The organism is Pseudomonas khorasanensis (assembly GCF_014268505.2).
Taxonomy (GTDB): Bacteria; Pseudomonadota; Gammaproteobacteria; order Pseudomonadales; family Pseudomonadaceae; genus Aquipseudomonas; species Aquipseudomonas khorasanensis.
This window is the reverse complement of the sequence record NZ_JABWQP020000004.1, coordinates 165602-189834: the sequence shown is the minus strand read 5'-3', so window position 1 is coordinate 189834 and position 24233 is coordinate 165602. Positions and strand designations below refer to the sequence as shown.

General features: G+C 60.7%; 22 protein-coding genes. 9 read left to right on the top strand and 13 right to left on the bottom strand.

The features are described from left to right. Window positions 1–14: 14 nt before the first annotated feature. Both HU727_RS12385 and orn read right to left on the bottom strand, forming a co-directional pair. A complete protein-coding gene (locus HU727_RS12385) occupies window positions 15–626 on the bottom strand; it encodes a trimeric intracellular cation channel family protein (RefSeq protein ID WP_186531741.1) in 612 nt (203 codons plus the stop codon). Window positions 627–710: 84 nt separating this feature from the next. Further along, entirely contained in the window at window positions 711–1253 is a 543-nt protein-coding gene (orn, locus tag HU727_RS12380) for an oligoribonuclease (protein ID WP_186531742.1), read from the bottom strand. Between the two features lie 107 nt (window positions 1254–1360). On the opposite strand from orn, the gene rsgA reads away from it, so the two are divergent. The 4 genes from rsgA to HU727_RS12360 all read left to right on the top strand — a co-directional run bounded on the left by rsgA (window position 1361) and on the right by HU727_RS12360 (window position 4464). Continuing rightward, entirely contained in the window at window positions 1361–2392 is a 1032-nt protein-coding gene (gene rsgA, locus HU727_RS12375) for a small ribosomal subunit biogenesis GTPase RsgA (protein WP_186531744.1), read from the top strand. A 211-nt stretch (window positions 2393–2603) separates the two neighbouring features. Continuing rightward, on the top strand, window positions 2604–3011 hold the full coding sequence (locus HU727_RS12370; RefSeq protein ID WP_186531746.1) for a TIR domain-containing protein: 408 nt from the start codon (window positions 2604–2606) through the stop codon (window positions 3009–3011). A gap of 2 nt (window positions 3012–3013) precedes the next feature. After that, on the top strand, window positions 3014–3973 hold the full coding sequence (locus HU727_RS12365) for a caspase family protein (RefSeq protein ID WP_186531747.1): 960 nt from the start codon (window positions 3014–3016) through the stop codon (window positions 3971–3973). Further along, complete coding sequence (locus HU727_RS12360; RefSeq protein ID WP_186531748.1) at window positions 3973–4464, top strand: toll/interleukin-1 receptor domain-containing protein; 492 nt, start codon at window positions 3973–3975, stop codon at window positions 4462–4464. The genes HU727_RS12365 and HU727_RS12360 overlap by 1 nt, the downstream gene beginning before the upstream one ends. 75 nt (window positions 4465–4539) lie before the next feature. Here the strand turns inward: HU727_RS12360 and dinD are convergent, their stop codons facing one another. The 3 genes from dinD to motA all read right to left on the bottom strand — a co-directional run bounded on the left by dinD (window position 4540) and on the right by motA (window position 7464). Continuing rightward, a complete protein-coding gene (gene dinD, locus HU727_RS12355) occupies window positions 4540–5388 on the bottom strand; it encodes a DNA damage-inducible protein D (RefSeq protein ID WP_186531749.1) in 849 nt (282 codons plus the stop codon). A gap of 156 nt (window positions 5389–5544) precedes the next feature. Further along, window positions 5545–6609 carry a flagellar motor protein MotB gene (gene motB / locus HU727_RS12350; RefSeq protein WP_186531750.1) on the bottom strand — a complete coding sequence of 355 codons (1065 nt, stop codon included), beginning with the start codon at window positions 6607–6609 and terminating at the stop codon, window positions 5545–5547. Between the two features lie 3 nt (window positions 6610–6612). Further along, window positions 6613–7464 (bottom strand): flagellar motor stator protein MotA, encoded by an 852-nt coding sequence (gene motA, locus HU727_RS12345; RefSeq protein WP_186531751.1) that lies wholly within the window; start codon window positions 7462–7464, stop codon window positions 6613–6615. Window positions 7465–7630: 166 nt separating this feature from the next. On the opposite strand from motA, the gene HU727_RS12340 reads away from it, so the two are divergent. The 4 genes from HU727_RS12340 (at window position 7631) to HU727_RS12325 (ending at window position 12721) form a co-directional block, all read left to right on the top strand. Next, window positions 7631–9169 (top strand): HDOD domain-containing protein, encoded by a 1539-nt coding sequence (locus HU727_RS12340; RefSeq protein WP_186531752.1) that lies wholly within the window; start codon window positions 7631–7633, stop codon window positions 9167–9169. A 42-nt stretch (window positions 9170–9211) separates the two neighbouring features. Continuing rightward, window positions 9212–10045, top strand: a complete 834-nt coding sequence (gene rhdA, locus HU727_RS12335) for a thiosulfate sulfurtransferase (RefSeq protein ID WP_186531753.1) — start codon at window positions 9212–9214, stop codon at window positions 10043–10045. Then, a complete protein-coding gene (asd, locus tag HU727_RS12330) occupies window positions 10045–10905 on the top strand; it encodes an archaetidylserine decarboxylase (RefSeq protein WP_186531755.1) in 861 nt (286 codons plus the stop codon). Before rhdA ends, asd begins: the two co-directional genes overlap by 1 nt. Before the next feature lie 67 nt (window positions 10906–10972). Further along, window positions 10973–12721 (top strand): cyclic-di-GMP receptor FimW-related protein, encoded by a 1749-nt coding sequence (locus tag HU727_RS12325; protein ID WP_186531757.1) that lies wholly within the window; start codon window positions 10973–10975, stop codon window positions 12719–12721. A gap of 103 nt (window positions 12722–12824) precedes the next feature. On the opposite strand, the gene serB is transcribed toward HU727_RS12325, so the two are convergent. After that, complete coding sequence (serB, locus tag HU727_RS12320; RefSeq protein ID WP_186531759.1) at window positions 12825–14039, bottom strand: phosphoserine phosphatase SerB; 1215 nt, start codon at window positions 14037–14039, stop codon at window positions 12825–12827. A gap of 134 nt (window positions 14040–14173) precedes the next feature. On the opposite strand from serB, the gene HU727_RS12315 reads away from it, so the two are divergent. Next, on the top strand, window positions 14174–15676 hold the full coding sequence (locus tag HU727_RS12315; protein ID WP_186531761.1) for an AhpA/YtjB family protein: 1503 nt from the start codon (window positions 14174–14176) through the stop codon (window positions 15674–15676). Between the two features lie 345 nt (window positions 15677–16021). Here HU727_RS12315 and HU727_RS12310 read toward each other — a convergent pair whose 3' ends face one another. The 7 genes from HU727_RS12310 to cpdA all read right to left on the bottom strand — a co-directional run bounded on the left by HU727_RS12310 (window position 16022) and on the right by cpdA (window position 24233). Further along, window positions 16022–16735, bottom strand: coding sequence for a PqiC family protein (locus HU727_RS12310; protein ID WP_186531763.1), 714 nt, complete (start codon window positions 16733–16735; stop codon window positions 16022–16024). 185 nt (window positions 16736–16920) lie between these two features. Then, window positions 16921–19185, bottom strand: a complete 2265-nt coding sequence (parC, locus tag HU727_RS12305; protein ID WP_186531765.1) for a DNA topoisomerase IV subunit A — start codon at window positions 19183–19185, stop codon at window positions 16921–16923. 7 nt (window positions 19186–19192) lie between these two features. Then, on the bottom strand, window positions 19193–19717 hold the full coding sequence (locus tag HU727_RS12300) for a retropepsin-like aspartic protease family protein (RefSeq protein ID WP_186531766.1): 525 nt from the start codon (window positions 19715–19717) through the stop codon (window positions 19193–19195). Then, window positions 19714–20703, bottom strand: a complete 990-nt coding sequence (locus HU727_RS12295; protein ID WP_186531767.1) for an esterase-like activity of phytase family protein — start codon at window positions 20701–20703, stop codon at window positions 19714–19716. The genes HU727_RS12300 and HU727_RS12295 overlap by 4 nt, the downstream gene beginning before the upstream one ends. Further along, window positions 20703–22610 (bottom strand): DNA topoisomerase IV subunit B, encoded by a 1908-nt coding sequence (gene parE / locus HU727_RS12290; RefSeq protein WP_186531768.1) that lies wholly within the window; start codon window positions 22608–22610, stop codon window positions 20703–20705. The genes HU727_RS12295 and parE overlap by 1 nt, the downstream gene beginning before the upstream one ends. Window positions 22611–22651: 41 nt before the next feature. Next, window positions 22652–23260 (bottom strand): YqiA/YcfP family alpha/beta fold hydrolase, encoded by a 609-nt coding sequence (locus tag HU727_RS12285; protein WP_186531769.1) that lies wholly within the window; start codon window positions 23258–23260, stop codon window positions 22652–22654. Between the two features lie 157 nt (window positions 23261–23417). Then, window positions 23418–24233 (bottom strand): 3',5'-cyclic-AMP phosphodiesterase, encoded by an 816-nt coding sequence (gene cpdA, locus HU727_RS12280; protein ID WP_186531770.1) that lies wholly within the window; start codon window positions 24231–24233, stop codon window positions 23418–23420.

The following is a 24233-nucleotide window of genomic DNA, read 5'->3' as shown; positions in this document are numbered from 1 at the left end:
CCGCAGGGTGTGCGTCAGGGCTGATCGTTGTAAACGAACTTCGGCATTTCCCAGTGAAAACGAATCGCCAGCAGCCGCAGCAGGAAGCCACCGAACAGGGTGATGAGAATGGCCTGCTCCCCGGGCACATTCAGATACAGGCAAAGCATGTAGCACCACGCCGCCGCGAACGAGACGCTGGCGTATAGCTCGCGCCGGAAAATAAGCGGAATGTCGTTGCAGAAGATGTCACGCAGAATGCCGCCGAACACGCCGGTGATCACCCCGCTGACCGACGCCACCAACATGCCGTGGCCCATTTCCAGAGCGGTCATGCAGCCGATCAGCGTGAACGCCACCAGGCCGACAGCATCGAGCACCAGAAACAGCGAGCGCAGGTGACGCATCCAGCGTGCGGTGAAGACAGTGAACATTGCCGCCACCGAAGTCAGCACCAGATATTCCGGGTGTTTGACCCACGTCAGCGGATAATGCCCCAGCAGCACGTCGCGCACCGAACCGCCGCCCAGCGCCGTGATGCAAGCGATCAGCACCACGCCAAACCAGTCCATGCCGCGACGCCCGGCAGACAGCGCGCCCGTCATGGCTTCAGCGGTGATGGCGATCAGATAGAGCATCAGCAACATGGTGGCGGTCCTTGCAAGAAGGCGCGCAGTCTAGCCATTTCCCTACGGCACCAAAAGAGGGCGCCGCATAACGCCGGGATCACATCAGAACTTGATGAAGTGCTTGCGGTAATGCTTCAACTCGGCGATCGATTCGCGGATGTCATCCAGCGCCAGGTGCGTGCTGCCTTTCTTGAAGCTGTCGCGCACGTCCGGGGCCCAGCGTGCGGCCAGTTCCTTGAGCGTCGAGACGTCGAGGTTGCGGTAATGGAAGTAGCTTTCCAGCGCCTTCATGTGGGTATAAAGGAAGCGACGATCCTGGCAGATGCTGTTGCCGCAGATCGGCGACTTGCCCTTCGGTACCCATTTTTCCAGGAAGGCGATGGTTTCGGCTTCGGCCTCAACCATGCTGATGCGACTGTCGCGCACGCGCTGGGTCAGACCGGAATTGCCGTGGGTGCGAGTGTTCCATTCGTCCATCCGCGCGAGCACTTCGTCGCTGTGATGGATCGCAATCACCGGACCTTCGGCCAAAGTATTCAAGTCACTGTCAGTGACGATGGTGGCCATCTCGATGATGACATCGTTGTCCGGGTCCAGACCGGTCATTTCCAGGTCGATCCAGATCAAGTTTTGCGGGTTTTGCATATTCGGACTCCTAGGCAATGCTGCGCAGTTTAGCCTAGGCCGCTGGCCGGGCGTGCTAAACTCGCGGCCGTTTTACTTAATAGCTGCATTCTTCAGACGGAACACCCATGGCCAAACGCCAACTCAATCGTCGTCAAAACTGGCGCATCGAAAAGATTCAGGGCGAGCGCGCCGCACGCGCCGCCAAACGCGAGTCCTCGGCGGTCGAAGCCCTCGAGGGCGGCGACCTTGGGCCTGAGCAACACGGTCTGGTGATCGCCCACTTCGGTGTGCAGGTCGAGGTAGAGGCCACCGACGGCGAACTCGCCGGTCAGGTGTTCCGCTGCCACTTACGCGCCAACCTGCCGGCGCTGGTCACGGGCGATAAAGTAGTCTGGCGCGCCGGCAACCAGGGCATTGGCGTGATCGTCGCGCAGCTTCCGCGCAGCACCGAACTGTGCCGCCCGGACAGCCGTGGCCAGCTCAAGCCTGTTGCGGCGAACGTCGACATGATCGTCATCGTCTTCGCCCCGCTGCCCGAACCCCATGCGAACCTGATCGACCGTTATCTGGTCGCAGCCGAACACGCTGGCATCCGTCCGCTTCTGCTGCTGAACAAATTCGACCTGATCGACGAGCAGAACGCCCCGGCGCTCAACGCGCTGCTGGCGGTTTACCGCACATTGGGATATCCGGTGCTGGAAGTGTCGGCGCACCACGGCAACGGCATGGAAGAGCTGCAGAAGCAGCTCGACGGGCGCATCAGCGTGTTCGTCGGCCAGTCCGGCGTCGGCAAGTCCTCGCTGGTCAACAGCCTGCTGCCGGAAGTCGAAACCCGCGTCGGGCCGTTGTCCGAGCTGTCAGGCCAGGGCACGCACACCACGACGACCGCGCGCCTGTTCCACTTCCCGGGCGGTGGCGAATTGATCGACTCTCCGGGCATCCGCGAATTCGGCCTCGGTCACGTCAGCCGCGCCGACGTCGAAGCCGGCTTCATCGAGTTCGACGACCTGCTTGGCACCTGCCGCTTCCGTGACTGCAAGCACGACCGCGAACCGGGTTGCGCATTGCTCGCCGCGCTGGAAGATGGCCGCGTGCAGCAGCAACGGATGAACAGCTATCGCTCGATCATCGCCAGTTTGCCTGAAAACGGCTATTAAACAGCCACGCCGGCAGTGCCTGTTCCAGGTACTGCCGGCTGCTCGACCCTCCCCTACAAATTCCCCGACGACTTAAACATCAGATTGTTCTGAAGGGCATTTTCCTGCCTGCTTGCAGGACATTTCTCTTTTGCTGCCAACGCCTTGTAGGCCCCCTCCAGATGCCTACATTCAGTTCCTCTTCGCACTGTCGCGACCTCCGAGGAACCCCATGCAAACCTACCACCTGTTCATCAGCCATTCGTGGAATTACGTCGATGCCCACGACAATCTGGTACGCCTGCTCAACGCCAAAACGGATTTCAGCTTTAAGAATTTTTCGGTGCCGCCGCACAACCCGATCATGGGCGCGCAAACCGACAGGCAGCTTGAGCTGGCGATCGAAAACAAGATCCGCCCCTGCTCAGCGGTGCTGATAATGGCCGGCATGTATTCGACGTACAGCAAGTGGATCAACAAGGAAATCGAGATCGCCAATCGCATGGGCAAGGTGATCATTGCGGTCAAACCTTTCGGCGCCGAGCGAATTTCCACGGTGGTCCGTAATGCCGCCCACGCCGAATGCGCGTGGAACACCAACAGCATCGTCAGTGCGATCCGACTGCACACGGCGGTGTGACCATGCGCAAAGGACTGTTTATCGGGATCAACGACTACGCCCACGTTTCGCGTCTGAGCGGTTGCTGCAATGACGCGATGGCCATGGCTTCCGTGCTTAAAACCGACGCCAATGGCGACCCAAACTTCAAGAACATCGTCCTGACATCCGCCGAAGAATGCTTGAGTCGCGAAAAGCTCGAAGACCAGATCCGCGAGCTGTTTTCCGGCGATTGCGACGTGGCGCTGTTGTATTTCGCCGGCCACGGCAGCTTCGATGCCGAGACTGACGAAGGCATGCTGATCCCACAGGATTACCGCAACGCCAGCCACGGCATTCGCATCAGCGACATTCTCAATTGGGCGACCAAAGCCTCGCGCATCAAAAACAAAGTAATCATCCTCGACTGCTGCCAGAGCGGTTCGGCCGGCGAAGTGCGTGCTTTGCGCACCGAGAGCAGCATCATCGGCGAAGGCCTGACCATCCTGACCGCCTGCAAAAAAGAAGAGCCTGCGATGGAAGGCGCGCAGCACGGGGTGTTTACCGGCCTGCTGCTGCAAGCGTTGCACGGCGGCGCGGCGAACATCCTCGGCAAGATCACACCGGGCAGCCTGTATTCCTTCGTCGATAACGCCCTCGGTGCCTGGGAGCAGCGCCCGGTGTTCAAGACCAACGTCTCGCAGTTCATTTCCCTGCGTGAAGTCTCACCGCTGATCCCCAAGGAAATCCTGCGCAAACTGCCCGACTGGTTTGCCGAAGCCGAGTCGGTGTTTGCGCTCGATCCCAGCTATGAACCCACCGAAGCGACGTTCGACCCTGAGCACGGCGAAGTCTTCGCGCAACTGCAGAAGTGCAATCGCCACAGCCTGATCGAACCGGTCGACGCCGAACACATGTACTACGCCGCTCTCAATTCCACCGGCTGCCGCCTCACCGCACTCGGCGCCTATTACCGCGAACTCGCACTCAAGGGACATTTCTGATGCCGGTATTCATCAGCTACCGCCACATGGATCGCGCCCATGCGATCGCCATCAATAGCCGCCTGACCCAGGCCAACATCAAGACCTACCTCGATGTGCTTGATCCGGAATCTCAGACCACCGACGACATCACCGGCGTCATCACGCGCAACATCACCGAGTGCACGCACTTGCTGGCTGTGGTGTCGGAGAAAACGGCGTCGTCGTGGTGGGTGCCGTTCGAAATTGGCGAGGCGACGATCAGCAACCGACGGATCTGCTCATTCAGGACCGGGCCGGCGGAATTGCCGTTGTATCTGGACAAATGGCCGAAGCTGAGTACGGACCGCGACCTGGATTTTTTCATTGATGCCTATCGCACCGAAGGCAGCGTCAAGCGCTCGATGACACTGGACTCCGTCACCGGCAATCAATCCAGGCGAACCGAAAACAAACACAACGCCGATTCCTTCCACGAGGCACTGAAAAATCGGGTTCGGCGCGGTTTTTGAGACAGACAGAGGAATAAAAAAGCCGACATCTTCGTCGGCTTTCAGCTTCGCGCAGGCTACCCAGAACCTGATGCCTCATTCCGCCGGCAGCTTGGGCGACTGCTTTGCGATACTTTTTTCCTGTGATTTAACCCGACGCTCAAGCTTGCGGATATCTTCCTCCGGAGGAAGCTCTTCAGGCCGGATACCTCGCTGATCCAACATATCGCGCACGCTCAGATTGTTCTGGACATGCTCTTTGACAATGGCCGTCTCCCCATCAAGATCGACGTGAAGCACATTGTGATTAGTCATCTCGGTAGCGAGGTTTTTTGCAGCGATGGTCAACGTCGGTAAAAAATCTGCCAGGGGTCGGCTCTTGACGATGCCATAACGATCCTTCATGGCTTGGGTGGTCTGCCCGCCAAAAAGTGCGGCATCACCCCGTGAGCGGATGCGCGCGAAGCCCTCATCGTCCACGCCTCGCTCGTAAATATTCTGCGACAGTTCTTTTTCTGACTCACGTAAGCGGTCACGAGCATCAAAGCGTGCTTGCAAACGCATCCTGTCTTCGACGAGCTCCTGCTTACGTGATTGAAGGGCAAAGTAACTTTGAGCGAACGCGATGGGTTGTTTGCGCGGATCACCATTCTGAGCGATCAGGTAACAGGCGTAACGCGTGAGCATAAAATCATCGGTAGCTCGCTGCCCACCTTTGCCAACGTCGATCATTTTCGTGACGCCACGAAAATGATCCTCCGCAGCGACTCCGGTGCTTTCACACGAAGTTATTGCTCGTTGGACAACAGTGAAAAAATTTTCCCAACGAGCATAGCCCAGCGGCTCTTGCAGCTCGCGAGCAAACCAGAACTCGATGCCCTCCCCGGGCACCCGATGGGACAACCCGTCGAATTGCTGCTGCATAAAAATAGTTTGATCTTCCATATGGCGACTCCCTGTCGATCAGAGGATTTGGTAGCCGCAGTTTAGAGCACACCGATACGCAGACCGAGGCGATTATCAATCAGACACGAATTAAAGCAGTCTTGCTGCCGCCAGTGGGCACAAAAAAGCCGACATCTCTGTCGGCTTTTTTGTGGGTCACTGCTTCGGTGCTGTTGCTGGCGCAGCTCCCGGCGTTGGCGGCGCACTCCCCGGCTCAGCCGGTTTCGGCGCCGCGTCGTCGAACAGGTTCAACCGTTCGCGCAACTCATGAGCTGGCACCGGTTGCTTGTCGGCCGGTAGCGCGTTCGGGTCGACCGGCGTCGCCGGAGCGGTGTCGTTCTGACTCTGATCGGCAGGCTTCGCGGCATCCGCGCCTTGCGCGCCTTCGATGGCTGCTTGCGCCTTCCTGGTCAGCACGACGATGTCGATGCGGCGGTTGACCGGGTTGAACGGTTTTTCCCGATCAAACAGTGCCGACGAGGCATAACCGACCACCCGCGCCACCTGCGCATCCGGATAGCTGCCTGCCACCAATGCGCGACGTGCCGCGTTGGCGCGATTGGCCGACAGTTCCCAGTTGCCGTAATCACCCGTGCCGATGTATGGCTTGGCGTCGGTGTGGCCGCTGATGCTGATCTTGTTCGGCACCGCTTTGATGGTGTCGGCCATGGCCAGCAAAATGTCTTCGAAGTACGGCTTCAGGCGCGCAGAGCCGGAGTCGAACATCGGCCGGTTCTCGGCGTCCATGATCTGGATGCGCAAGCCATTCGGCGTGATTTCGAAGAGGATCTGATCCTTGAATTTCTGCAGTTGCGGGTTCTCGTCGACCTTGTTCTGCAATTCTTGCAGCAGCAGTTCCAGGCGTTCTTTCTCGACCTGCTCGGCCATGCCTTCGACTTGCTCGGTGTCGACCGTGACCTTGTCCGGTTGCGGCTGCGACTTCACTTCCGGATTGAGAGTATTTTCCGGCGCCAGGGTCGGCGTGCCGCCCAGGTCGATGATGTAAGGCGTGCCACTTTCGGAGAAGCCGACCGGGTCCTTGAAATAACCGGCAATGGCGATCTTCTGTTCCGGCGTCGCGGTGGACAGCAGCCACAGCACCAGGAAGAACGCCATCATCGCCGTGGCGAAGTCGGCGAAAGCGATTTTCCACGCCCCGCCGTGATGCCCGCCGGCAATGCGCTTGACGCGCTTGACTATGATCGGCTGATTATTTTCCATTTCTTAACGACCGCGAACGGCTTGTTCCAGCTCGGCAAAGCTTGGACGGTGGGCCGGATACAGAACCTTGCGCCCGAACTCGACCGCAAGCGATGGCGGCATGCCGGACGCCGAAGCTACCAGCGAGGCCTTGATGGCTTCGTAGACGTTGAGTTCTTCCTTGGCATCGTGGGCCAGGGAGTTGGCCAGCGGGCCGAAGAAGCCGTACGCCGCGAGAATACCGAAGAAGGTACCCACCAGTGCCGCACCGACGTGCAGACCGATCGACGCCTGGTCGCCTTCGCCCAGCGAGGCCATGGTCACCACGATGCCCAGTACCGCCGCGACGATACCGAAACCCGGCATGCCGTCAGCGATGCCGTTGACGGCGTGCGATGGATGCTCGAGATCTTCCTTGAGGCTGTACAGCTCCATGTCGAACAGGCCTTCCAGCTCGTGCGGCGCCATGTTGCCGGAGGACATGATGCGCAGGTAATCACAGACGAACGCGGTCATGCGTTCATCCTTGAGCACCGCCGGGTACTTGGCGAAAATCGGGCTTGCTGCCGCGTCTTCGATGTCGCCCTCGATGGCCATCATGCCTTCGCGGCGGCTCTTGTTGAGGATCTCGTAGATCAGCCCAAGCACTTCGAGGTAGAAGGTGTGGGTAAAGCGCGAGCCGAACATGCTCAAGGATTTCTTGAGCACGTGCATCGTCATGTAACCGGGGTTGGCCTGCAGGAACGCGCCAAGGGCCGCACCGCCGATGATCAACACCTCGAAGGGCTGAATCAGGGCGGCAATCTTGCCGTGAGAGAGCACGTATCCGCCGAGCACGCTCGCGAATACGACGATGATGCCGATAATTTTAGCCATAGGTAGAAAGTACTTATTTAAGTCGGGTTCAAGGTCATATTCGGAAGTTAAAAAATCTCTTCTTCTACTTATCGGCAAAACTGCGCCAGACTATAGCCAGTTCAGGCGAAAAGCCAATTTAGCCCATGCCGGGCGCGTCTACAGTCAGTGAAGATTTCGTCCAGACATGGCTAATGAAACGAACGTCCCGCTCGTAAAACCGACCACCCTGGACGGCTGGGTCAAGCTGCTCGACAACGTCCGCCTGCCCGTGCCGCAAGAGGCTCACGACAAAGTCTGCCGGGCGATCCGCGACAATCGCAGCTCGCTGCGCGACATCGCCGACCTGATGCAGGACAGCCCGGCGCTGGCCTTGAGCATCATCCGTGAGGCGAATCGTCACACCCACGGCACCATGGCCGCGCCGGCGGAAAATCTTGAGGTGGCGATCAATCGCCTGGGCCTGGCCCGCACCGAAGAACTGCTCGCACGCCTGCCCGCCGAACCGCACATGCAAATCCCCAAAGCCTTGCGCCAGTTGCAGTTGATCAGCCAGCACGCGACGCAACAGGCCAACGGTTTTTTTGCCAGCCGCCTGGCGCGGCTGTGGCAGGACATTCACTGGGGCAGCCTGTTGTTTTTGTCACCACTGTGGCCATTGGCGCTGACGTATCCGCAGTTGCTTGAAGAGTGGGAACTGCGGGTCATTTACAAGGGCGAGTCGGCGCGTGTCGTCGAAAAACAGTTATTCGGCGTGCGCCTGTTGAACATCGCCGAGGCGCTGGTTCAGGCATGGCACCTGCCCATTTGGGTCGAGCAAGGCTACAAATTGCTTCTCAGTGAAAAACGCGAGCTGGTGAAAGTGTTGCGCATCGCCCGTGACAGCGAACACCCGTTGCGCCAGCAGAATCGCCTGGACGATGACCCGACACTGCGTCGCTGGCTCAACCAGCCGGCCAACACCGTGCTGCTGGCCAACGGCCTGGCGCTTTCGGCGCAGCAAGCCTGGGACAGCCCGCACAGCAAGCGCTGGCAATACCTGACCAGCCTTTATTTGCAAATCCCGATGGACGAAGTGCAACAGCAACTGCACCAGCAAGCCGCAAACAGTGCGCGTCAGCACGCAATGGTGGATCTGTGGCACCCCGCGGTTGCACTGCTGTGGCCATGGGGCACGCATCGATTGCCCGCCGGAATGCGCCCGGCGCAAGCACCGAATGCCGAGGACTTGAGCCAGTGGCGTCGGCAGTGCGCCGAACTCCTCGCCGAGCCCAGCCGTTTTACCAACGCCATGAGTCTGACTGTCGCCGCCCGCGAGGCATTGGTGGCCAGCGGCATGCGCCGAGTGATGATCCTGATGGCCGACCGCACGCATTCGACCCTGCGAGTGAATCAAACCGCCGGCCTGCCGAAGGACGCCGCGGCGCTGAGTTTTGCGGTCGGCCAAAGCAAAGTGCTGCAGCGTCTGCTCGCCCAACAGGCCCAGGTGCGGATCACGCCGGAGAACAACGCTCAGTTTTCCGCACTGCTGCCAGCGGGGCTGCGCACGTTGTTCCGTGGCGAGCATCTGTTCCTGCGCTCACTGGTCAACAACGGCCGGGTGATCATGATCGTTGTCGCCGATCAGGGCGGCGGTCCGTTCGCCGACATCACCGTGCAAGCCTTCGGCAAAACCGCGCAATGCATCGAAAAAGCGCTGCACAGCTTTAGCAGCCGTGGCCAGTGAGCCTGCGCTACAATCGCCCCCTTTGTGCTCTGGAGACCTCACATGTCTGACTTCTCTGGCTTGCCGCTCGTCATCGAGCCGAGCGACCTGCTCCCGCGTCTCGAGTCCCCGGAACTGATTCTGGTGGACCTGACCAGCCCTGCCCGGTACGCCGAAGGTCACCTGCCGGGCGCACGCTTTGTCGACCCCAAACGCACCCAGCTCGGCCAGCCGCCAGCGCCCGGCCTGCTGCCGGCCAAAGCCGACCTGGAAGCGTTGTTCGGTGAGCTCGGCCATCGCCAGGACGCCGTGTATGTCGTCTATGACGATGAGGGCGGTGGCTGGGCCGGACGCTTTATCTGGCTGCTCGACGTCATCGGCCACGATAAGTACCACTATATAGACGGTGGTTTGCCGGCGTGGCTGGCGGCTGGCATGCCCATGTCGATCCAGGTGCCGGCCGCCGTCGGTGGCCCGGTATCGGTGACATTGCACGAAGAACCGACCGCCACCCGCGAATACCTGCAAAGCCGTCTCGGCGCCGCCGATCTGGCGATCTGGGATGCGCGTGGGCCGCAGGAGTATTCCGGCGAGAAAGTCCTCGCGGCGAAGGGCGGGCATATCCCGGGCGCGGTCAATTTCGAGTGGACTGCCGGTATGGACAAGGCGCGCCAGTTGCGCATTCGCACCGACATGCCGCAGATCCTCGAAAACCTTGGGATCACCAGGGACAAGGAAATCATTACCCACTGCCAGACCCATCACCGGTCGGGCTTTACTTATCTGGTGGCCAAATCCCTCGGTTATTCGCGGGTCAAGGGCTACGCCGGTTCATGGGGCGAATGGGGCAACCACCCCGACACGCCTGTCGAGAATCAAGCTTCCAAGGACAACTAATGAAAGAGCGTCTGTTTATCCTCAGTCAGTACCTGTTGCCGCATCATCTGCTTTCGCGTCTGGCCGGCTGCATTGCCGAGTGCCGCGTGCGCTGGTTCAAGAATGCCTTCACCCAATGGTTCGCCAAGCGTTATCAGGTGGACATGTCGCAAGCGCTGGTCGAAGACCTCACCGCTTACGAGCACTTCAATGCGTTCTTCACTCGCGCGCTGAAGGACGGCGCGCGGCCGCTGGACGAAACTCCTGGCGCGGTCCTCAGCCCGGCCGACGGCGCGGTCAGCCAGCTCGGCCCGATCGAGCACGGTCGCGTGTTCCAGGCCAAGGGCCACAGCTTCAGCGTGCTGGAACTGCTCGGTGGTGACGCGGCCAACGCCGCGCCATTCATGGGCGGCGATTTCGCTACCATTTACCTGTCGCCAAAGGATTATCACCGCGTACACATGCCGCTGGCCGGCACCCTGCGCGAGATGGTCTACATCCCCGGCCGGATCTTCTCGGTCAACCAGACCACCGCCGAAAACGTTCCGGAGCTGTTTGCCCGCAACGAGCGCGTAGCGTGCATCTTCGACACCGAGCGCGGGCCGATGGCCGTTGTGCTGGTCGGCGCGATGATCGTCGCTTCGATCGAAACCGTATGGGCCGGCCTGGTCACGCCACCCAAGCGCGAGCTGAAAACCTTTCGCTACGACGAAGCCGCCCGCGCACCGATTCATCTGGGAAAAGGCGCTGAACTGGGTCGCTTCAAGCTGGGTTCGACGGCGATCGTGCTGTTCGGGCCCGATCAGGTGAAATGGGCTGAAGAGCTGGTGGCCGGTTCGCCTGTGCAGATGGGCCAGGGCCTGGCACTGCCGAAAGCGTGAAAACCTTTGCGGGAGCCGCCAAGGGCGGCTCCCGCAAAGGGCTGTATTTACTGCTATGGTTTTGGTCATGAGCCAGACCCTCTTTTCCGCCAAGCTGCGTGCTCCGACTCCCACGCAAACGCGCCTGTCGTTTTGCGACGCCAGCCCGCGCGACCTCAAGCGCTGGATTGCCGGCCTGCCCAAGGCCAACATCGGCGAAACCGCCCGCCTGCTCTATCAAGGCTTGGGCGAACTCAATTCATTACTCACGCCTGGCGACAATCGCCTGCATCTGCTGGAGCTGCTGCGGCCCGAGGTGTACTTCGTCTGTCAGCACCTGGAACGGCATTTCCTGCATCAGGCGATCATGCTCGACGAGCGATCGCGCAAAGTCAGCAATTTGTGCCAGGCGCTGCAGGCTCAGTTGGCCATCGGCTACAAACAGATCGTGCTGCGTATCGCGCCCAAATACAGCAAGGAGCGTGCGGCGCTGGTCAGCACGGCGTTGCAACGTGCCGCTCATGCGCTCAAGGGGCAATTGGTCCGCGCCACGCAGCTGTACAGCTCACCGCCGGAACACCTGTGGCTCGAGTTGCATCAGCTGTATCGCAGCGCCGTGCAATTGCAGTTGCATCAGCGTCGGCTGCGCGATGACCTGGCTTATTTGACCAGCGAACTGAGCGTCGAACAGACCTACATCGCCGCCCTGATGCTGGGCAGCGCCCGTTGCAATCAGCTGCGTCAGAGCCAGATTTCGCGGCTGGCCGAGGTCATCGAGCCGTGGAGTGCCCTGCCCAGGCTGAATCCCGTATGTGCCGAAGACGGCTTGTTTGCAATCAGCCCCGAGCTCGATGTCGGCCCGCGCTACCGCAAGATGTTTCGCAGCGAACAACAGGGCGGGCTGTTGGGCTTCGATCCCCAACCGCTGGTCATGCAGCTCGAAAATCACTTGCTGCATCAGCCGGCAGCAACGCCACTGCCTCTCTCTGCGGGACTCAGCGTCGATACCCTGCAACACCTGCACGCTACTTGGGGACAGGCTGCCGAACGCAGCTTTCAGCGCATCGCCGGCCAAGGTACGTTGACCGTATGCGTTGGCATGAGCGCCCTGCACTTCTACCTCAGCGGCGAACGCACATTCAGCGAACTGCTCAAACACCCCGGCGCCCGCGCGGCAAATTTCGGGAATGTTGTGGTCCAGGGTGAAAAGGACAGCTGGAGCCAAGCGTTCGACGCGGCCCCGCAAGGCAACGATGATCTTTTGCCGTACGAGGAAATCCAGTACGACCAGTTGAGCGAGGACGAAGGCCCCAACAACGTACCGAACTATCCGACTTACGCCCTGCCCGTGATCAATCACAGCCCCGGCGGCTATTGCCTGGCCTGGCCGAGTGAAGTGCCGGCCGAATTGCAGGCCGGGGAAATGCTTGGCATTGAGGACAGCGAGAGCAAAGGCTGGAGCATTGCAGTGATTCGCTGGATTCGGCAGGTGCGCGGCAGCGGCACGCAGATAGGCATCGAACTGGTCGCGCCACACGCACAGCCCTGCGGCTTGCAACTGGTGCGCCCGAGCGATGAGCACAGTCAGTATTTGCGCGGGTTGTTGCTGCCGCAGTTCAGCGCGATCGACTTGCCGGCAACGCTGCTGGCGCCGCGATTACCGTTTCAGGAAGGCAGCAAGGTGCTGATCAATACCCAAGGCGAGGAACACCGCGCCGGTCTCGATCGGCGGGTGGCGAGTACGCACAGTTTCAATCAGTTTGCGTATCGCTCGCTGGATCCCGCGCAGAATGGCGCGGGTCAGGAGGATTTTGATTCGTTGTGGAAGTCACTGTAGGTCAAGGTGCGGCCTTCGCGAGCAGGCTCGCTCCCACATTGGAATAAGGTTTCCTGTGGGAGCGAGCCTGCTCGCGAAGGGGCCGGATCATTCGATAAAAGACTTAAAGCTGCCCGTCGCGATCGCGGAAGCCCAACAGGTACAACACGCCATCGAGACCCAGCGTCGAAATCGCCTGCTTCGCCGATTGTTTGACCAATGGCTTGGCGCGAAACGCCACGCCCAACCCGGCAATCGCCAGCATCGGCAAGTCGTTAGCGCCGTCGCCGACCGCAATGGTCTGCTCCAGACGCAATCCTTCCTTGTGCGCCAATTCCCTGAGCAGATCAGCCTTGCGCTGCGCATCGACAATCGGCTCGATCGCCACGCCGGTGCATTTGCCATCTACCACTTCCAGCTCGTTGGCGAAGACGTAGTCGATACCCAGTCTGGCCTGCAATTGCTTGGCGAAATAGGTGAAACCGCCCGACAGGATCGCAGTCTTGTAACCCAGTCGCTTGAGTTCGGCGAACAGGGTCTCGGCGCCTTCGGTCAAGCGCAGCGAAGCGCCGATCGAGTCGAGCACGCTGACGTCCAAGCCTTTGAGCAGTGCCAGACGTTCCTTGAAGCTGGCGCGAAAATCCAGTTCGCCGGCCATGGCACGTTCGGTGATTTCCGAAACCCGATCACCCACGCCGGCTGCCTTGGCCAGTTCATCGATGACCTCAGCTTCGATCAGGGTCGAGTCCATGTCGAATACGGCCAGACGCCGGTTGCGACGGAACAGCGAATCTTCCTGAAAAGCGATATCGACGTTCAATTCCTGAGCAACGCTAAGGAATTCAGCACGCAACGCCTGCGGATCCGCCGCTTCACCACGCACGGAAAATTCGATGCAGCCCTTGCCCTTGTCCGCCGGCGTATCCAGCGGCATACGCCCTGACAGCCGGTCGATATGGTCGATATTCAGACCATATTTGGCGGTGATCGCACTGACGGCCTGCAGCTGGCCGGCGGTCACTTTGCGGGTCAGCAGGGTGACGATGTGGCGTTTCTTGCCCTGATTGCCCACCCATTGCTGGTAATCCTCTTCGGACACCGGGGTAAAGCGCACCTGCTGGTCAAGTTCGTAGCCTTTGAACAGAATGTCCTTGAGCACCGACTTGCCTTGCTCGGAATCGGGAATTTCAACCAGGATGCCGAACGACAGGGTGTCGTGGATCACCGCCTGACCGATGTCGAGAATGTTGACACCACCTTGCGCCAGAACACCGGTGATGGCCGCCGTCAGACCCGGACGGTCGACTCCCGTGATGTTAATCAGGACGATTTCGCGCAACGCGCACCCCCGCAACTGGAAAAAAACCGCATTCTACCCACTTTCAGTGACCATCGGGCACCGCGAGCGCTTTGCCGGCCAAGGGCCTGTCGCTATACTGCGCGTCAACTTCACGGACAAAGAGCCGAGCTCAAGTGAACCGGCCCACGCCAGTCAAAACCGATAATTTCTTTCTGCTGATCTTCCGTGCATTGCGCCACCGCCGTGTACCGATTGCATTACGCATTGCCAGCCACAACGTGATCCTGGTCGCTCTGGCCCTGGTGATCTATGCCGGGGTGATGGGTCTGCAATTCAAGCAGGCCATGCACGAGCAGGCCGATGCGCTGGGCGAAAGTCTCACCACGCAGACCGCCACCTCCGCGACCGAACTGCTGGTGTCCAACGACATCCTCAGCCTCAACGTCCTGCTCAACAACCTGACCAAGAACAAACTGGTCGCCCACGCGGCGATTTACAGTGTGGATAACCGCATCCTCGCCGAGGCCGGTCAGCGGCCCAAACACAGCCTGCTGGGTGAAGCCGAGGGCATGTACGAGAGCAAGATCACTTTCCAGGACGTGACGGCGGGGCAACTGCGCATCAGTCTGGACATGGACCAGTTCCAGCAGCCGATGACCATCAGCCTGCAAAGCATGGGCATTTTGAGTGCAATTCTGCTGGCACTTTCCCTGGCACTGAGCCTGCGCATGGGCCGTTACCTTTCCACGCCGTTGCTGCAATTGCGTGTCTGGCTGCGCCGAATCGACGAACACACGCCGGGGATTGATCGCCAGGATGAAATCGGTGATCTGGCGCGCCAACTGCACGCCAGCTACGCCCCGGAACCGGCGCCTGAGCCGGAGCCAGAATTGGAGGACGAGGAGGACGAGCCAGAATTCGAGGTGCGCAACCTGCGCGATCCGAGCTTCGATGAAACCCGTCCGCTGGCCGCGCAAAAACCGGCGCCGCGCCGTTTGGTCAGCACCGTCGAAGACGATGACGACGACGCGTTCGCCGACCTGCGAGACGAGTCACTCGGCAGCGATGTGCAACCGCTTATCCGCAAACCGACGCCGAATGTGCCGCAGCACACCGCCGTACTGGCTGTGCAGCTGGGCTCGCAGGAGCAACTGCGCCGTTTGCCCCGCGCACGTCTGGAAGAGTTGCAGGAACGCTATCGTGATTGCCTCGAGCAGGCAGCCTCGCTGTACCAGGGCGAAATCGAAACCCTGAACGATGGCAGCACGCTGCTGCTGTTCCATACCGAAGATTGCGGCGACGACTACCTGACCAACGCGATCTGCTGCGGTGAACTGCTGCGGGCGTTGGGCCACCAGTTGCAGATCGAGGTCGCGGACAGCGGCATCACCTTGCAACTGCAACTGGGCCTGACGCTGGGTGATGAGCTGTTCGGCCTGAGCCAGATTGATCTGCTGCTGACCGATTCGGCCCAGGATGCACTGGCGCTGTCGCAACACAGCCGCAATCTGCTGCTGGTCGAACGCAAGATCAGCGATGACGCGCTGATCCGTCAGCGCGCACGGATCCGGCCGATTGCCAGCCCTGAGGGCGCCTGCTGCGTCGAGCGGCTCATGGAGCCTTATCCGTCGATGCTGGAGCGGCAACTGGCGCGGATGCATGACCGACGGGCGTAAATCTTAGGCCCGATGCACCAAAGCCCGCAGATGAGTGATTGTCTGCGGGCTTTTCTGTGCGCGGCGTTACTGGAACCGTGTGCATCCTGAAAAGCCCCTCACCCTAGCCCTCTCCCAGAGGGAGAGGGAACCGATTGGGGGAAATTCGAGAGTTACATCGACATGAACGTTTGGCTGTGAATCCATAATCGCCAAGATCTCTCAGGTCGATGTAAGACGCCAGACACCTCGGTCGGTCCCCTCTCCTTCCGGGAGAGGGCTAGGGTGAGGGGCTTTTGATCTTCCACCTCACCTCCAGACACAACAAAGCCCGCAAGGCGGGCTCTGTTCTGATGCGATTCAGCCTTAGAAGCGAAACACTTCCATGTCGGTACGAATCGGCGAGGCCATCGGTATCTTCGGCTGCTTTTCGGCATCCGCCGCCGGCGCTGCGGGTTTTCGCGCCGCTTTACGCGGTGCCTCTGCCACTGGCGGCTGATTGGCCAGCGGTTTGAGCGCCACCGACAGTTGCTCGGCCAAGCGCTGCAGCAAAATCCCTTGTGCCTGCACCTGCGAAGCGGTGCTGCCAGCGTGTAATTCCTGCAAATGCACGATGCGGTTATCACGCACCTGACCACGGCGATCGATCAACCGCCATTGCGCATCGAGAATCGCCGGCTGTTTAGCCCCCGAATCCAGGCGAGTGATCGTCAGCAACACCTGCACGTCAGGAGTGAATCCGGCCGTGGCCGGTGCCAGCACTACGCGCTGGCTATCCAGATGACCGGCTACCTGACGCATCAGCAACTGATCGATATCCGACGAAAGGCTACCTGCCCAACGACCATCGGTCGCCGCTTGCAGGCTGCCGTCCGGTTGACGTTGCAACAACGTCTCGCGCTGCAGGTAGTCGGCAACGATCACCGGCCCCAGTAAAACCGCCATGCCCGAGCTTTGCGCAGGCTGAACCGGACTACCGCTGTCCAGCTGATACAGCGACACTGGCTGGTGAACGCTGCAACCCGCCAGGCCAAGAACACCGGCGAGTAACAAAATAAGAGGAACGCGCAGAGCAGTCATCATCCCGTCCAGGTGGCCGCCACAAGGCTGACCACAGTGAAAATACTCAATAAATATGAAGAACGCTCGGCCACGCCGGCGCTTGAAAGGCCATATCATCCGTGAATATGCGTTCCGACTCCAGCGCCAAAGCGTCGATCTACGCTTTAAATCGTAGATCGAGGCCTCTAGCGGGGCGTTCTCGCCTAGTTGAGGTTTTCGACGAGCAGCGCATCCACCCTCTGGAAGCCCCTCGGGAGTTTGTTTCCGCGACGTCCACGCTCACCTTTGTAATGTTCCAGGTCGTCGGCCTTCAGCGAAAGGGTCCGTTTTCCGGCCTGCAACACCAGCGTCGAGCCTTCCGGAAGGACGGCGATGTCCGTGACATATTCCTCGCGACTGGCCACGCGCTCACCGGAAATGCCGATGATCTTGTTACCTTTGCCCTTACCCAATTGTGGCAGATCGCTGATTTTGAAGATCAGCAGGCGACCTTCGGTCGTGACCGAAGCCAGCCAGTTCTGCTCACGATCAGCCACTGGGCGCGGCGAAATCACCTTGGCGTTGTTCGGCAGACTCAACAGGGCCTTGCCGGCCTTGTTCTTGGCTTGCAGGTCTTCGCCTTTGACCACGAAACCGTAACCGGCGTCGGAGGCGATCACGTACAACGAATCGTCTTCGGGCATCAGCACGCATTCAAACGAAGCGCCCGGTGGCGGCGTCAGGCGGCCGGTCAGCGGTTCGCCCTGGCCCCGGGCCGACGGCAAGGTATGCGCGGCGACCGAATAACTACGTCCGGTGGAGTCGATGAACACGGCAAACTGGTTGGAGCGCCCCGCCGCCGAGGTTTTGAAGCCGTCGCCCGCCTTGTACGACAGGCCGGTAGCATCGATGTCATGGCCTTTGGCTGAACGCACCCAGCCTTTTTCCGACAGAACAACGGTAACTTTCTCGTTCGGCAGCAGATCGTGTTCGGTCAATGCCTTGGCTTCGGCACGCTCGACGATTGGCGAACGGCGGTCATCGCCATAGGTTTCGGCGTCTTTGAGCAGTTCGGTGCGCACCAGCTTCTTCAGCTTGGCTTCGCTGCCCAGCAGGGCTTGCAGCTTGGCCTGTTCCTTGAGCAGTTCGTCCTGCTCGTCGCGCAGCTTCATCTCTTCCAGTCGCGCCAGCTGACGCAGGCGGGTGTCGAGTATGTAGTCGGCCTGAATTTCGCTGAGGGCAAAACGCTCGATCAGTTTGGCTTTCGGGTGTTCCTCGGTACGGATGATGTGGATCACTTCGTCCAGATTGAGGTACGCGATCAGCAAACCGTCCAACAGGTGCAGGCGGCGTTCGACCTTGTCGAGGCGGAATTGCAGGCGGCGACGCACGGTCTGCACGCGGAATTCCAGCCATTCGACCAGCAGCGCGCGCAGGTTTTTCAGCTGTGGCTTGCCGTCCAGGCCGATGATGTTGACGTTGACCCGGTAGGTCGACTCCAGCTCGGTGCTGGCGAACAGATGCTGCATCAGCGCTTCGTGATCGACGCGGCTGTTGACCGGGATGATCACGATGCGGCACGGGTTTTCGTGGTCGGATTCGTCACGCAGGTCGGCGATCTGCGGCGCTTTCGACGGTTTGGCCTGCATCAACGCAGCGATCTGCTCCAGCACCTTGGCCCCGGAGACCTGATGCGGCAGCGCGGTGACGATGATGTCGCCGTCCTCGACGTGGTAAACGGCACGCATGCGTACCGACCCCTTGCCGGTTTCGTACATTTTCAGCAGATCGGCGCGCGGCGTGATGATTTCAGCTTCGGTCGGGTAATCCGGGCCCTGAATATGCTCGCAGAGCTGTTCGACCGTGGCTTTTGGCTCATCGAGCAGGCGCACGCAGGCCGTGGCGACCTCACGCAGGTTGTGCGGCGGCACGTCGGTGGCCATGCCCACGGCAATACCGGTGGTGCCATTGAGCAGAATGTTCGGCAGGCGCGCCGGCAACACCAGCGGTTCCTGCAAGGTGCCGTCGAAGTTCGGGCCCCAGTCGGCCGTGCCCTGGCCCAGTTCGCTGAGCAGCACTTCGGAGTAACGCGACAGCCGCGCTTCGGTGTAACGCATAGCGGCGAAGGACTTCGGATCGTCCGGCGCACCCCAGTTGCCCTGGCCGTCGACCAGTGTGTAGCGATAGCTGAACGGCTGCGCCATCAGCACCATCGCTTCGTAGCACGCCGAGTCGCCGTGGGGGTGGAACTTGCCGAGCACATCACCGACGGTACGCGCCGATTTCTTGTGCTTGGAATCGGCGTCCAGCCCCAGCTCGCTCATGGCGTAGATGATTCGCCGCTGCACCGGTTTCAGGCCGTCGCCGATATGCGGCAACGCGCGGTCCATGATCACGTACATGGAGTAGTTGAGGTAGGCACTTTCGGTGAAGTCAGCCAGTGACCGGCGTTCTACACCGTCCAGGCTGAGATCAAGGGGATTGCTCATGCAGGCCTCATCGGTTCGTTGTCTGGCGCAGCAGCATGGTGCCACCGCGCTGAGTAAATTCAAGTTTGTTCAGTGCGCTCATGCCGAGCAGCACCTGATTGCCATGCAGGCCGGGCGCCACCAGCGCGCGAACGTCGCGCAGCACGATGTCGCCCAATTGCAGGCGGTTGATTTTTGTACGGTAGCCCTGGCTCAGGCCATTGGCCGTGCTCAGGGTTACGCCGAAACCTTCTTCCAGCTTCAGCCGCTTGGCCAGATCCGCCGGGATCGCCACGTCGGTAGCGCCCGTGTCGAGCATGAACTCCACCGGCTCGCCGTTGATCTGGCCGCTGGCGACAAAGTGCCCCTGGGCATTGCTCGCCAGTTTCACTTCGATAAAGCCTTCGCCCTGCTCCGACGTCACCACGATATTCGGGTTCTGCTGGCGCTGTTCCCACTGACCGAAAAACCGTGTCGCGAGGAACAGCGCCGCGCACCAGGCGAGGATCATCAGCACCCGACCGGCGCGCTTGCCCGGCGGTTGCTGGCTCATGACTTGGCGCTCCAGCCACCGTCTGGTGCGGCGAAGCGCCAGACGATCGGGCGAACCTCACCGTCGGCACGCGGACCGAAGTTATTGTCGACACCGACCCATGCACCTTCGGCATCAATAACCAGCGCTTCTTCCAGCCCGTAGTTCTGCGAGTAACGGCGGTTGGCTTGCAACAGTTCGGCGGCATACGACCAGCAATGCTCGACTTTCGCAGTCTGCGCATCGCGACGGCAAATCTGGAAAGCGTTGCGTTCAAGGGTAAACAGTTTGCCGTTGAACAACGATATGTCGGAGAAATCCCGATCGACCGCCCTGGCCTTGGGGAACTGCGACGGCTGCATCTCCTTGCCACCTTCACTGAGCAGAGCGCAACGACCATCGCAATCCCACACGGTCTGCTGGCGCTTGATCATCAACAAGCCGCGGTTTCGCCGTTCGGCGGCCAGCCACATCCGATCGCCCGCCGGGTTGATCGCCAGCCCCTCGAAGATCGCGTTGAAGTGCACAAGCATGCCGCTCGCCCGCGCCTCGCGAACCAGCATTGGCGAGATCTTCAGCCAGTTCGCCGGGCCGCTGACTGGCACCCGCAATACCGCTGCGTGGGCTTCGCTGACGATGTAGCGGTTGCCCGCGCTGTCGCAGCTGATGCCTTCGAAGTCCAGATCGCCACCACGAATGAACGACGCCGCCCAGGTGCGCGAGCTCAAGCCCCACGGCAAGTCGCTCTCGGGCACTGGCGGCACGTCGATGTGCACGGTTTGCGCCTGCCAGACCTGATCACGGGTATCGAGCCGATAGATCTGCTCGTCATCGCGATCGGAGACTGTCCACAGTTCGTCGCCGCACTGTGCCAGGCCCGACAGGTTGCCCCCGCGCATGCCCTCGACCGGATGCCCGGAAAGCAGCCGCAATTCCTGCAGCGGCTCGGCCGAAACGCTCATTGCGCTCAGCAGCAAGGCACCGGCCAGGGCCCAGCCAAACTGCATCAGGCCAGCACCTCGGCCAGGTTGCCTTTGGATTCAAGCCAGGTCTTGCGGTCGCCGGCGCGTTTTTTCGCCAGCAGCATGTCCATCATTTCCGAGGTTTCGGCAAAGTCTTCGCCCAGCGTCAGTTGCACAAGACGCCGGGTATTGGGGTCCATCGTGGTTTCACGCAGCTGCGGCGGGTTCATTTCACCCAAGCCCTTGAATCGGGTGACCTGCGGCTTGCCGCGTTTCTTCTCGGCCACCAGACGATCGAGGATGCCGTCGCGCTCGGCTTCGTCGAGGGCGTAGTAGATTTCCTTGCCGAGGTCGATGCGGTACAGCGGCGGCATCGCCACGTAAACGTGACCGGCATCCACCAGCGGGCGGAAATGCTGGACGAACAGCGCGCAGAGCAGCGTGGCGATGTGCAGACCGTCGGAGTCGGCGTCGGCGAGGATGCAGATTTTGCCGTAACGCAGTTGGCTCATGTCCGCCGCGCCCGGGTCGACACCGATGGCGACGGCGATGTTGTGCACTTCCTGGCTGGCGAGCACTTCGCTGCCGTCGACTTCCCAGGTGTTAAGGATCTTGCCGCGCAACGGCAGGATCGCCTGGAACTCCTTGTCCCGCGCCTGCTTGGCAGAACCGCCGGCGGAGTCACCTTCGACCAGAAACAGTTCGGAACGCATCGGGTCCTGCCCGGCGCAATCGGCCAGTTTGCCGGGCAGCGCCGGGCCTTGGGTCACGCGTTTGCGCTCGACCTTTTTGCTCGCCTTGAGACGACGACCAGCGTTGTTGATCGCCAGCTCCGCCAACGCCAGACCGGTTTCCGGGTTGGCGTTGAGCCACAGGCTGAACGCGTCCTTGACCACACCTGAAACGAATGCCGCCGCTTCACGGGAGGACAGGCGCTCCTTGGTCTGACCGGAGAATTGCGGCTCCTGCATCTTCATCGACAGAACGAAAGCGATGCGTTCCCAGACGTCTTCCGGCGCCAGCTTCACCCCACGCGGCAGCAGGCTGCGGAATTCGCAGAACTCGCGCATGGCGTCGAGCAGGCCCTGACGCAAGCCGTTGACGTGGGTACCGCCCTGGGCCGTCGGGATCAGGTTGACGTAGCTCTCCTGCACCGCGTCGCCACCTTCCGGCAGCCACAGCAGCGCCCAGTCGACCGCCTCCTTGTTACCGGCAAAAACCCCACAGAACGGCTCGTTCGGCAAACGCTCGAATTCGCTGACGGCATCGACCAGATACGAGCGCAGACCGTCTTCGTAATGCCATTCGACTTTCTCGCCAGTCCCTTTGTCTTCGAAGCTGACCAACAGACCCGGGCACAACACAGCCTTGGCCTTGAGCACGTGCTTGAGGCGGCTGATGGAGAATTTGGGCGAATCGAAGTATTTCGGGTCCGGCGCGAAGTACACGCTGGTGCCGGTGTTGCGCTTGCCAACGGTGCCGACGATTTCCAGCTCGGAGGCTTTGAAACCGTCGTTGAAAGTCATCTGGTATTCGTTGCCGTCGCGTTTCACCCGCACCCGGACTTCGGTCGACAGGGCGTTGACCACGGAGATACCCACGCCGTGCAGGCCGCCGGAGAACTGGTAGTTCTTGTTGGAGAACTTGCCGCCCGCATGGAGTTTGGTGAGGATCAGTTCGACGCCCGACACGCCCTCTTCCGGGTGAATGTCGACCGGCATGCCACGGCCGTCGTCGCTGACTTCCAGCGAGTGGTCGGCGTGCAGGATGACCTGCACCGATCTGGCGTGGCCAGCCAGGGCTTCGTCGACGCTGTTGTCGATGACTTCCTGGGCGAGGTGGTTCGGCCGACTGGTGTCGGTGTACATGCCGGGGCGTTTGCGCACCGGGTCGAGGCCCGAGAGGACTTCGATGGCGTCGGCGTTATAAGAACTAGCGCTGGGAGTGGCCATAAGGTCTCGTCGTCAGTCATTCATGAAAGAGGGGCAAGACTTCACAACGCGGTGAAATCGATTGCCTGATACACATCGGCGCCAATGCCGGCAAAACTCAGCAACGCCGGCAATTGCCGGGCAAAACCCTGAAAGCTGTGATCGCCGCCGGCCTGAATGCGCAAGGCACAGGCACGGTAATACTGTTGGGCGAGGCGATAATCCAGCGTTTCATCGCCGGTTTGCAACCAGACCTGATAGCGCTGCGGATCCTGCGGTGCCGGCACTTGCAGTTCGGCCAGCGCCGTGACGTGGTCGTGGGTCAATTCCCAGGATTCATCGGTGTAGAGGTTTTTCTGCGTGCCCAGATAACCATCGAACATCCGGTGCGGGCTGACCGCCGGGTTGACCAACAGGGCTTTGAGGCCATGCCGTTCGGCCAGGTGAGTCGCATAGTAGCCGCCGAGCGAGCTTCCCACCAGTAACGGCCGGCCCAGCTCGGCGATTGCCTGCTCCAGCTGACCGATGGCTTCACGCGGATGGTGATGCAGGGCTGGAACACGCAATTGGTCGCTCAAACCCAGTTGCTCCATGACCGCGACCAGTTGGCAGGCCTTTTTAGAGGCCGGCGCGCTGTTGAAACCGTGGATATAGAGGATCGAACCGGACATTTGAGCTCCCTGGCTGTCGGCGAAAGATAGCGGAGTTTACAGGGAGTCAGAGCAATCGTGGGTGTTTGTGCGGCCGCCTTCGCGAGCAGGCTCGCTCCCACATTGAAACGCGTTTCCCTGTGGGAGCGAGCCTGCTCGCGAAGAGGCCCGTATGGCCTCAGTAACCGTTGGAACCGTAATCAACCTGAAAGTCGAATCCAGTAACGCGCTCCACGCCGGTTTCCAGGCGTCCATCCGGCCACAACCGCAACCAGCGATACCCCGGCGCCTGCTCGCCGACCTTGAAGTCGACACTCCCCGGCTCGAACTGGATACAGGTGGAGGGCGAAGCCATCAGCCGTACGCCATTGCGCTCACGGTCGATTTCCTGATGCACATGCCCCCACAACACCGCGCGGACCTGCGGAAAACGATCCAGCACGTCAAAAAACGCTTCAGGATTGCGCAGCCCGATCGGCTCCATCCACGCGCAGCCGATCGACACGGGATGATGGTGAAAGCACACCAGATGATGGCGCTCCGGCGCTTCGCTCAGCGCGCGGGCCAGCAGTTGCAATTGATCGTCCTGCAAATACCCGGGCACCGAACCCGGTACGGCCGAATCCAGCAGGGTCACCCGCCAGTTGCCGATATCGACCACAGGTTCCAGCAATGCGCTCTGCACCGTCGCTTGCGCCATGACCATCGGCTCGTCGTGGTTGCCGGGAATCCAGCGTGCCGGCGCATCGATTTGCGCGGTCATCTGACGAAATTGCTGATAAGACTCCAGCGTGCCGTCCTGGGAAATGTCCCCGGTGGCCAGAACCAGATCAATCTTCGGCTGTTGCCCCAACACCAGGTCGATAACCTTTTGCAGGCTCTCGCGGGTTTTCATGCCCAGCAGCGTGCCGTGCGCTTCGGCGAACAAGTGGCTGTCGGACAACTGCACCAGCAGCGCCGGGGCTGCGGTGGTCAATGTGGATACGCTGGGCAA

What these genes read in the sequence shown, in the direction of transcription:
- HU727_RS12385 (WP_186531741.1), bottom strand. Translation starts at nt 626, where the DNA reads ATGTTGCTGATGCTCTATCTGATCGCCATCACCGCTGAAGCCATGACG.
- orn (WP_186531742.1), bottom strand. Translation starts at nt 1,253, where the DNA reads ATGCAAAACCCGCAAAACTTGATCTGGATCGACCTGGAAATGACCGGT.
- rsgA (WP_186531744.1), top strand. Translation starts at nt 1,361, where the DNA reads ATGGCCAAACGCCAACTCAATCGTCGTCAAAACTGGCGCATCGAAAAG.
- HU727_RS12370 (WP_186531746.1), top strand. Translation starts at nt 2,604, where the DNA reads ATGCAAACCTACCACCTGTTCATCAGCCATTCGTGGAATTACGTCGAT.
- HU727_RS12365 (WP_186531747.1), top strand. Translation starts at nt 3,014, where the DNA reads ATGCGCAAAGGACTGTTTATCGGGATCAACGACTACGCCCACGTTTCG.
- HU727_RS12360 (WP_186531748.1), top strand. Translation starts at nt 3,973, where the DNA reads ATGCCGGTATTCATCAGCTACCGCCACATGGATCGCGCCCATGCGATC.
- dinD (WP_186531749.1), bottom strand. Translation starts at nt 5,388, where the DNA reads ATGGAAGATCAAACTATTTTTATGCAGCAGCAATTCGACGGGTTGTCC.
- motB (WP_186531750.1), bottom strand. Translation starts at nt 6,609, where the DNA reads ATGGAAAATAATCAGCCGATCATAGTCAAGCGCGTCAAGCGCATTGCC.
- motA (WP_186531751.1), bottom strand. Translation starts at nt 7,464, where the DNA reads ATGGCTAAAATTATCGGCATCATCGTCGTATTCGCGAGCGTGCTCGGC.
- HU727_RS12340 (WP_186531752.1), top strand. Translation starts at nt 7,631, where the DNA reads ATGGCTAATGAAACGAACGTCCCGCTCGTAAAACCGACCACCCTGGAC.
- rhdA (WP_186531753.1), top strand. Translation starts at nt 9,212, where the DNA reads ATGTCTGACTTCTCTGGCTTGCCGCTCGTCATCGAGCCGAGCGACCTG.
- asd (WP_186531755.1), top strand. Translation starts at nt 10,045, where the DNA reads ATGAAAGAGCGTCTGTTTATCCTCAGTCAGTACCTGTTGCCGCATCAT.
- HU727_RS12325 (WP_186531757.1), top strand. Translation starts at nt 10,973, where the DNA reads ATGAGCCAGACCCTCTTTTCCGCCAAGCTGCGTGCTCCGACTCCCACG.
- HU727_RS12310 (WP_186531763.1), bottom strand. Translation starts at nt 16,735, where the DNA reads ATGACTGCTCTGCGCGTTCCTCTTATTTTGTTACTCGCCGGTGTTCTT.
- parC (WP_186531765.1), bottom strand. Translation starts at nt 19,185, where the DNA reads ATGAGCAATCCCCTTGATCTCAGCCTGGACGGTGTAGAACGCCGGTCA.
- HU727_RS12300 (WP_186531766.1), bottom strand. Translation starts at nt 19,717, where the DNA reads ATGAGCCAGCAACCGCCGGGCAAGCGCGCCGGTCGGGTGCTGATGATC.
- HU727_RS12295 (WP_186531767.1), bottom strand. Translation starts at nt 20,703, where the DNA reads ATGCAGTTTGGCTGGGCCCTGGCCGGTGCCTTGCTGCTGAGCGCAATG.
- parE (WP_186531768.1), bottom strand. Translation starts at nt 22,610, where the DNA reads ATGGCCACTCCCAGCGCTAGTTCTTATAACGCCGACGCCATCGAAGTC.
- HU727_RS12285 (WP_186531769.1), bottom strand. Translation starts at nt 23,260, where the DNA reads ATGTCCGGTTCGATCCTCTATATCCACGGTTTCAACAGCGCGCCGGCC.